Genomic DNA, 6,773 nt, shown 5'->3' on the forward strand with positions numbered 1-6,773 from the left:
GAATCTAGGAGCCTAAATCTATGACAAGCTTTCGCTCAGAAGATGTACAGCAAATTCTTCAGCGAGCAATGGCTGATCAGCAAAAAGACGAATTTTCGGAACAGCAGTTACAAGAAATGGCAGCAGAACTGGGTATTTCATTTATTAGCCTGCAAACAGCCCAACAACAATGGCAGCAAGAAAAAGAAATCATCAAACGGCGACAAAGGTCTAATGCTCACCGCCTACAAAAAATCAAACCACATCTGATTAGTTATCTGGTGGTGAATCTGTTTTTAATTGTTTTGAATTTAACAACTAGCCCTAGTTACTTTTGGGCAATTTACCCCCTACTGGGTTGGGGATTAGGTCTTGGTATACATATCATCAGCATTTACCTGCAAAAAGATTAGACATTTGGGAGTGGGAATGGGGAGTAAGAAAAATCAAGGTTCAAAACCCTTACACGGTTCAGCTGAAGCTCACAGCAAAGCCATCACATCCTTACACCCCATACCTTTTCACCCCTACACCCAATCTCTACAGACAATCTTTGTGCGTAAGCCTTAATTCCTAATTACATTCCCACCAACCAAGAGAAGAAGTTCTCCCACCAAGAAGAATTCAAATCACCCAAAGTCAATTTCATTTTGCGGCGAATATCTTGGATATTCCAATTAGTAAGCTTGGCTAAGGTTTGGGCTTCTTGTTCAAATCGCTTTGGTAAAGAACGCTTGTATTCTCTACCAGCTTGACATTTGAGTTCACCTGTAAAGGGATGCTGTAAGATGTATCTTCCTTGGAAAGATTCTTGGTTAGAAGTGGCTTGAAAAATTGGGTCTTCTGGGAATTTGTCGCGGGTGTAGCGAATATGTAAGCGAGTGATGAAAACGCTGCTACTAACCAGTGGCGGACGACGGGAACTTGACGGGAATGGCTCGTCATCGTTGGAATTATTATCTAGCCAAAATACACCTGCTTGCTTGAGTTCTTCTGGGTTGAGCGGTTCTGCGGAACAAGGATCGCAACTACTCATATCCCAAGCATATTCCAAGAAAGCTACCTTTCTGTCTTCTTTTAGGTATGATGTCTGGAACATAGACTTGTAAAAATCACTAAATTCATTTTTGACAAATACCGGAATGTTGGCATCGGAAGGAACTTTCACAGTGCGGTAGTTAGTGATTTCTGCTTGCCCTTTGGGTGAGAGGACATAGACAATTAAATCTTGGGCAGCATTGGCATTAATCATACCCAAACGAATGGGCAGCATGAATTTGCGTGATTGGTAGGAAATTTGTAGCGGACGTAAAAACTGATAGCCAGATTCTTCAAATTTATCGAGGTTGACTTTCGCAACAAAGAATTTCATCCCAGAGCGGACATAAGGTTGGAGTAGCTGTTTTGCACCTCTGGGAATTTTGTAGCCGTTGCGATTTAACCAAGTTTCCAGTCCGCCGGATTCTTTTGCACTTAAAATTACAATGTCATATTCCCCAACGTTGAAACGAGCTTCGACGGTTACGCCTAAATCACTTGAACTACCTCTGGCTGCTCCTGCTCTAGCTCTAGCTGCTGGTGCGGGTACGGCTTCGTTAAGTACTCGGTCGTATTCGGTGCAAGGATCAGAGTCGAAGTATTCTACTAAGCGTGGTGCGCTAAAGGCATCTAAACGTTCCACAATTTTGGGTGGAGCAACACGCACTTGTTCTTTTTTGATGACTGTGGGTACAGGTACAACCATTGCAAAATCTTTGACTTCGCCTTTGAAGTCATTGGCCATAGTCAAAACGGTGCGATCGCCATCCCGCGCCATAATTACTTGAGAGGCTTGGTTGTATAATTTACTATCGGCTTTGGCAACATAAAAGCCACAAAATGCCCAGGCTGTAGGGGCAAAGCACAGTACAGCCAATACAGTAATTAATAATGATGAAATTACTATTCTCAATCGCTTCATTTTATACCTCTGAATTAGGGAGTGGGAAGTAGGGAATAGGGAGTAGTTAATTCTCTTGCGTTCTTATGTTCTCGAACCAAGCAAATCTGGGTGATGACCACAGCCAATCAATTGCAATGGTCAATGGTGCAAGGGCGAACAATGACCAAAATACGGCTGTGGAAATGAAGAAGTTATTTCGCAGGATAAAAGTTAAGCTGGCAATGCAGATAGCCCAAACTATCCGCCCGATTTTGGCGTTGGGAATTGAGCGCGGATCTGTCACCATAAATAAGGCAAACAGCAGCAAAGACCCACTCATTAAGCGATGCCAATATACGTCCCAAGTCCAACCAAGATAGAGGTTACGTATGGCTTCTAACAAAGAGTAGGAACCTAAAAAAGCCGCCGTGGTATCCCAACGACCAATGCGTTGTAAAATCAGACCGCCAGTCCCAGCAAATAACAGCCCATACCACCATTCTTCACCCCACTGCCCAGGAGATACCCACGCATCAGAGGTGAGGGTTAAGGCGGTGATAATGCCAAAATTAGCTGGGTTGAAGAAATGTTTATCGCCGACTTTGAAGCAAAATTTACTGGCGATCGCACTCACTCCTGCTAACATCATTGTTGTCCAATGGTCAGCCCGTAAGAGCAAACTTAATCCGAGGGAAGTAATCAAGGCACTACGCAGATTTAGCTTTTGTTCTGGCTCTTGGCTATTGAGCTTTGACAATATCCACTGCGTTGATAAACAAGATGCGATCGCTACACCAATCAATTCTGGATGTAGTGTCCAGTCTCTGGTGCCAATTCCCAAGACTAAAAATGAACCGAGAAATAGAATTTGATAGTCCCGTATATCTTTCAGCAACATTACCAATATATTCAGGGATTACCCGTAGATTTTTCACCAATCTAGTCGAGTAAAAACTGAAATACCATTGCTGTTACAGATTTTGTTACAAACAAGGTGTAGGGGTGTATGGTTTTTGCGTCTTAATACCATCAACTTTGCTAAAACCCCTCGGATAGTTGCCAATTTAACGTTGTCTACAACTTTCTCTTAAACCTAACCCCCAGCCCCTTCCCTACAAGGGAAGGGGAGCAAGATTCAAAGCCTCTCTCCGCTTCGGGGAGAGGTTTGGAGAGGGGTCTGACAAAATAAAAGGCACGTCACTTTACTTGCGTTTTGGTTGTATATTTCCCCAAATGTTGACTCTGCCGTCAAAACCACCACTAGCTAACAGTCTGCCATCTGGACTAAAAGCGATCGCATTTACCCAATCACTATGTCCATAAAGTGTACTTAATAACTCACCTGTAGTTAAATCCCACAGTTTAATACCATCTCTACCGGCGCTGGCTAAAGTTTGGCCGTTGGGGTTAACTGCGATCGCATTTACCCAGTTATTATGTCCTTTGAGGATACGGGAAAGGCTTCTTGATTGCAGATTCCAAAGTTTAATGGTGCGATCGCGGCTGGCACTAATTAAGGTTGTACCATCGGGGGTAAAAGCTACAGCATTCACGGCTTGGGAGTGTGCGGAAAATGACCGAATTAATTTACCACTTGCCAAATCCCAAAGCTTGATTTCACCTTTATTATCACCACTAGCAACTGTTTGCCCATCAGGGCTAATTGCTACTGTATAAATTGAGTCACTAACTTTGACTAAAGTTGTCAATGGACGTTGCTGTAACAAATCCCAAACGCGGATTCCATCTAAAGCACCACTAACCAAGACTTTACTATCAGGAGATACCGCTAAAGATAAAACGTTACTGGTGTGTCCGACAAAGGAACGACGAAATTTATTATTTTTAAGATTCCAAATATTAATTGAGTTATCAGTACTACAACTAACTAGAGTTTGCCCATCTGGCGCAATCACCAAGGATTCTACAGAGGTTTTGTGTGCTTTGCTATTCGCCAACTTTTTGCCAGTTAAAGGATTCCACAGGCGAATTGCACCTTCATTTTCGGCACCACCACTGGCGAGAATTTTGCCATCGGGACTAAAAGCTAGAGATTTCACCGTTCCAGTGTGTCCCACCAAGCTATAAATTAAGCGGAAATTGGCAAAATTAGGTTGAGATGGGGAATCTGGTATTTGAGCGATCGCAGCATAAGCTGTATGAGTCTCTAAACTTTGCCAAATAGTTATCGGCAGAGTCAAGATTGCTATAAAAGCCAAGAAAATATACGGGCGCAGCAAAAGGCCGCTCCCTATTTTTCCCTCACTCCTCACAAATTTTTCCTCACTGTTTGAATAGTTAAGTCAATTTACTTCACATTTGTGACTCAACGCTATCAACGAGGTGGTTTTTTCTTCGCAACAGTTAATATCGGTAGCGTGGGACTCGATGAACGGGAAGGTAAGTAATGTTGTACCACAGGTTCTTCTGGTATGGGGCGATGCTGCTGCATTCGCCACAACTTCCAGGCGAGACTAATACCTGCTGTTCCCAACCCAAGGGCTAACAATGACCAACTATCATCCAATCCACCAATCACAGCATCTACTACGCCCATTGTTATCAAGATACTGATAATTGGCTCTTTTCTGTAGGCTGATTTCAAAAAACGAGGTAATGCAGCATTCATCACAGCTTGGTTTATCCAAATCACCTTTGTGTCAGTTTACCGAGAATACCTCACCACAAGTTGTCTTTTCTAAAAAAGACATCTAAATATTATAATTTGGATCAGTAGGTGAGGGATTGTAACAACTTGTCTTCTTGCTGATTTGCAAGCCTACAAAGATATAGACAGCAAATTCTCCAAGATAGTTCTCTTGATAAAGTTTTAACCAGCCGACTATGCCAGCTGGTTAAACCTGTTCTACTTACTAGCTTACATCTAGAAAGCTTTTGCTTTTGAATTGCACTACTTGAGACCGAGCCAAGATAGCACACCTTGATTGGTGACATATTCAATAATCACCATCAAGCCAAAGCCAATCATCGCCGCCCGACCATTGAGGCGTTCAGCATATTCACTAAAGCCAAACTTGGGTTCTTCTAATTTGGGGGTAACTGTGGGTTGTGGTTGTGTCATGTTCAATAAACCTCTTTTCGGCAAACGGGACTTAAAAGTAATAACCTTGAATCTGGACTTTTGTAAGGTTGGAGCCAGACAAGCCTAGCAGCAACTTTTTAAATGTAGCTGTGCAGAGGCTCTGTTAACATTTTGTAATTATTCTTTATATATTGTAGTCAACTATGACATTAGTCAAGGGTAAGAGTTTTCAGCTTTGTTACCGTGGAAGGGAAAACTAATGTTGTAGATAGCTATATCTAATACGGAACTGTCAGTCTGAGACTGGCAGGCTAAATTAAACCAAAAATTCATCAGAGGCGTTATATGGAAATTGGCGTTCCCAAAGAAACGAAGGATCAAGAGTTTCGAGTCGGGTTAATTCCTTCTAGTGTCAGAGTACTAAGGGAAAATGGTCATAGTATCTTTGTCCAAACACAAGCAGGTCATGGTGCTGGTTTTACAGATGCAGATTACATGAATGCGGGGGCAGAGATTGTCTCGACAGATGAAGCGGCTTGGAATCGAGAATTAGTTGTTAAAGTCAAAGAACCATTATCTAGCGAATATAAATTTTTGCAAAAAGGGCAAATATTGTTTACATATTTGCATTTAGCGGCCGATCGCAAATTAACCGAACATCTAATTGATTGTGGCACTTGTGCGCTCGCCTACGAAACTGTCGAACAACCAGGCCCCAACAAACTACCCCTACTCACACCCATGAGTGTGATAGCAGGTCGGCTATCAGTGCAGTTTGGCGCGAGATTTCTGGAACGTCAGCAAGGCGGTAGAGGAGTCCTTTTAGGTGGTGTACCCGGTGTTAGTCCTGGTAAAGTTGTGATTTTAGGCGGTGGTGTAGTCGGCACAGAAGCAGCGAAAATTGCTGTGGGGATGGGTGCTATTGTGCAGATTTTAGATGTAAATGTAGAACGTTTATCTTATTTAGAAACTTTGTTTGGTTCAAGAGTGGAATTACTTTATAGTAACTCTGCCCATATAGAAGCTGCCGTTAAACAAGCTGACTTACTCATCGGTGCTGTTTTAGTCTTGGGACGCAGAGCGCCAATTTTAGTATCCCGCGAATTAGTCAAACAAATGCAGCCTGGGTCAGTAATTGTAGATGTTGCAGTTGACCAAGGCGGTTGTGTGGAAACCTTACACGCCACCTCCCATACCAACCCCGTCTACATTGAAGAAGGCGTAGTCCATTATGGCGTTCCCAATATGCCAGGTGCAGTACCTTGGACATCTGCTCAAGCCCTCAATAACAGCACATTACCATTCGTTGTCCAATTAGCAAATCTAGGCATCAAAGCCCTAGATGTTAACCCATCCTTAGCCAAAGGTGTGAATGTGCAGAATCACCGCATTGTCCATCCGGCTGTGCAAGAAGTCTTTCCTGATTTGGTGAGTTAATCTCTTGATTATTTGGTCTTACACCTGAGATAAATCAAAACAACAAAAAGCCATTGGTGTCCCCAGTGGCTTAACTATTGCTGACCTTCACAAGACTTGATTATGTATCCGATTCAAGATATTTTTCGTTTAAAGTTTGACTGATTGTCTTTTGACTAAAATTACCAATCAAGAAAAAATGGAGTAAAACATAACTTATGCAAAATCATAAAAAACCCATCATAAAAGACTTAAAAGATAATAAATTATAAAAATTCACCTATCTATATAGGAATCATATTTGATTTCTGAAAAAAACTGCGAGATAATACGGAGAAAGATATCTGTCTAACAGCGAACAATGATAAGTCAGCATCTACAAGCCGCGATCATAGAACTACAAGAATTTATAGA

Annotated in this window: 7 protein-coding genes; 2 read left to right on the forward strand and 5 right to left on the reverse strand. The window is 42.2% G+C overall.

The features are described 5' to 3' along the window. Positions 1 to 20 precede the first annotated feature (20 nt). A complete protein-coding gene (locus H6G75_RS14185) occupies positions 21 to 392 on the forward strand; it encodes a 2TM domain-containing protein (protein ID WP_190980690.1) in 372 nt (123 codons plus the stop codon). 164 nt (positions 393 to 556) lie between these two features. On the opposite strand, the gene H6G75_RS14190 is transcribed toward H6G75_RS14185, so the two are convergent. The 5 genes from H6G75_RS14190 to H6G75_RS14210 form a co-directional block, all read right to left on the reverse strand. Further along, entirely contained in the window at positions 557 to 1,939 is a 1,383-nt protein-coding gene (locus H6G75_RS14190) for a DUF2330 domain-containing protein (RefSeq protein ID WP_190980691.1), read from the reverse strand. 46 nt (positions 1,940 to 1,985) lie between these two features. After that, positions 1,986 to 2,798 carry an RnfABCDGE type electron transport complex subunit D gene (locus tag H6G75_RS14195; protein WP_190980692.1) on the reverse strand — a complete coding sequence of 271 codons (813 nt, stop codon included), beginning with the start codon at positions 2,796 to 2,798 and terminating at the stop codon, positions 1,986 to 1,988. 304 nt (positions 2,799 to 3,102) lie between these two features. Next, a complete protein-coding gene (locus H6G75_RS14200) occupies positions 3,103 to 4,173 on the reverse strand; it encodes a WD40 repeat domain-containing protein (protein ID WP_190980693.1) in 1,071 nt (356 codons plus the stop codon). 62 nt (positions 4,174 to 4,235) lie between these two features. Next, entirely contained in the window at positions 4,236 to 4,529 is a 294-nt protein-coding gene (locus H6G75_RS14205; protein ID WP_190980702.1) for a hypothetical protein, read from the reverse strand. A 282-nt stretch (positions 4,530 to 4,811) separates the two neighbouring features. Continuing rightward, the gene (locus H6G75_RS14210) at positions 4,812 to 4,982 is read right to left on the reverse strand and encodes a hypothetical protein (RefSeq protein ID WP_190590106.1); all 171 of its coding nucleotides are present in this window, start codon (positions 4,980 to 4,982) and stop codon (positions 4,812 to 4,814) included. A 306-nt stretch (positions 4,983 to 5,288) separates the two neighbouring features. Here H6G75_RS14210 and ald point away from each other — a divergent pair, with 306 nt between their 5' ends. Then, entirely contained in the window at positions 5,289 to 6,380 is a 1,092-nt protein-coding gene (gene ald, locus H6G75_RS14215) for an alanine dehydrogenase (RefSeq protein WP_190980694.1), read from the forward strand. Positions 6,381 to 6,773: the final 393 nt, after the last annotated feature.

Source organism: Nostoc sp. FACHB-280 (assembly GCF_014697615.1).
Classification (GTDB): domain Bacteria; phylum Cyanobacteriota; class Cyanobacteriia; order Cyanobacteriales; family Nostocaceae; genus Nostoc_B.